2 protein-coding genes and 1 pseudogene are annotated in these 2,284 nt (G+C 68.3%); 1 reads left to right on the plus strand and 2 read right to left on the minus strand.

Annotated features, from left to right (window positions below; genetic code table 11):
• A partial coding sequence (locus EQG76_RS30095) for an alpha/beta hydrolase (protein WP_235031631.1) occupies positions 1–971 on the plus strand: 971 nt, incomplete at its 5' end.
• A gap of 3 nt (positions 972–974) precedes the next feature.
• Here the strand turns inward: EQG76_RS30095 and EQG76_RS30100 are convergent.
• Positions 975–1,523, minus strand: coding sequence for a putative glycolipid-binding domain-containing protein (locus EQG76_RS30100; RefSeq protein WP_159718927.1), 549 nt, complete (start codon positions 1,521–1,523; stop codon positions 975–977).
• A pseudogene (locus tag EQG76_RS30105) lies at positions 1,520–2,284 on the minus strand (adenylate/guanylate cyclase domain-containing protein); the annotation flags it as partial. The gene EQG76_RS30100 and the pseudogene EQG76_RS30105, both read right to left, overlap by 4 nt.

Raw genomic sequence — 2,284 nt, forward strand, 5'->3', positions numbered from 1 at the left:
CTTTTCGTCGGGCGGGGAGGAGCGAGATGGCGGCAGCGCCGGTGCCGGAGATGGCCGAGATCCTGAAACTCGTGGCGGAACAGGACCTGCCGCCCTGGGAAACCTACCCGCATGCGGAGGCACGGCGGCTCTCGATCGAGCGCAACGCATACTGGAACGAAGGCAACCCGCCGGTGGCGCGCGTCGAGGACCTGCTGCTCGACACGCCACCCAGGCGCGTGCCGGTCCGGCTCTATGTGCCGGAGGGCGCCCCTGCCAACGGCCCGGCGATCATCTACCTGCATGGCGGCGGCTGGGTGATCTGCTCGCTCGATACGCATGACGGGGTCTGCCGGCGCCTGGCCAATGCCAGCGGCATGCGGGTGATCAGCATCGACTATGTCATGGCACCGGAGCATCCGTTCCCGGAGCCGCTCGACGACTGCGTGAACGCGGTGAGGGCGATCCATGCGGAGGCCTGGCGCTTTGGCGCCGATCCAGAAAGGCTGGCGGTGGGGGGCGACAGTGCCGGCGCCAACCTGTCGCTGGCGGTGCTGCTCCGGCTGCGCGACGAGGGCGGGCCGAAGCTCAAGGCGGCCGCCCTGATCTATGGCGTCTACGCCGATGATCACGGCACCCAGTCGCATCAGGACTGGGGCGACGGGGATTACCTGCTCTCGACCGCCACCATGAAGTGGTTCTGGGATGCCTACGTCCCCGATCGGGCGGACCGGACAAACCCTTATGCCGCTCCCCTGCATGCCAGGGACCTGTCCGGCCTGCCGCCGCTCTACCTCTCGGCAGCCGAGCTCGATCCCCTCAAGGACGACACGGTGGCGATCGTCCCAAAGCTGGAGGCCGCGGGTGTTTCGGTCGACTACCACCTGTGGGAGGGGGTGACCCACGCCTGCATCATGTTCAGCCGGATGCTGCCGCAGGCGGACGGGCAAATCACCGAGATCGCTGCCTTCCTGAAGGAGCGCCTCGCCTGAGCCTCAAGTAATCCGGCGGAACAGGCCAGGATAGCTAACGACCAGCCCGTCCGCATCGATCTCCAGCTCCCGGCTGAAGTCGGAATCGCGGGAATCGTAGCGCCACCGCCGCCCAGGCTCCAAGCAGGTGTAGCGCTGCGGGTCGCGGTGGATAGCTAGGTCCGGGAAGGAGACCCAGGCCGTGTCGATGGCGGTGCCGCCGGGGGGCGTCCGGCCCAGGCGGCGGATCGGCAGGGTGTTGGTGAAGGGCGTGATCGACAGATCGGGATCGATCGCACCCGCCAGCGCCGGCATGGCATGGGCCTGCCCATCGATCCAGTGTCCCTGGCCGTCGGAGCGCAGCAAGCGGCGGTCGGCACCGGTGACCTCGATCTCCACCAGGCGCGTGCGCCAGGTGCCATCGCAGACGATCCGATAGCGGGCGGCAAAGCCGTCGCCCGGGCCCGAGACATGGACCGAATCGGCCACGATCTCATCCGCTCGGACCGTGAGGACGAGATGTTCCAGGGAGCCGCCGTCCCAGCCCGTCCAGCGGGCGACAATTCGCTTCATGGCACTTCACCGAGTGCCGTCCGGATCGCCGGCAGCATGGCGAGCAGCCCGATCCTGTCCCCTGTGGTCAGGAGCCGCCGCAGCCCGGCCATCACGTCGTCCCCGCGGTCGCCCTGTCCATGTGCGACCAGGATGCGGGCCCGGGCGATGAGGAAATCCGCCCAGGGCATGGGCTCCGGGCGGGTATAATCCTCCAGCGCCTGCGCAAGTTGCTCAACGCGCGCCCACTGATGACTGGCCAGGCAGGCCTCGATGGCATTGGCCAGGAACAGGAGGTGGTTGTGGCTGATCGAGCCGTTCCGAAGCAGTGCCTGGCCCTCCTCGAGCGCAGCCTCGGATTCCTGGGCGTCGCGCGTGATCTTCGCCAGGATGCCTAGTACCACCGGCCCGATATAGGACATCCCGGTCTCGCGGCAGATGGCGAGGCCTGCCACGACAGCGGCATGAGCCTCGTCCCATTGGCCGAGAGCATGCAGCTGCTCGCCGTGGAACGCCAGCGATTCCCCCTCGAAGCGGCGCGCGCCCAGGCGCCGGGCAAGTGCCGTGGCCGCTTCGGCATGGCGCAGTCCCGCCGCGGGATCGCCCAGCAACAGATGACAAAGGCAGGCTGCATGTTGGGCGATGATCTCCGCACGGCCATGGCCTACGCGGGCCGTAGCGGCAATGGCATCGAGGCCGTCCTCCAGAGCACCCCGCACATCGCCTGCGTACAGGCGGGTGAAGGCGGTCATCGGCAGGTTGGCGACCTCGATCCGGCCAAA

The sequence above is a fragment of the Geminicoccus flavidas genome (assembly GCF_009806515.1).
In the GTDB taxonomy this organism is placed as follows: Bacteria; Pseudomonadota; Alphaproteobacteria; order Geminicoccales; family Geminicoccaceae; genus Geminicoccus; species Geminicoccus flavidus.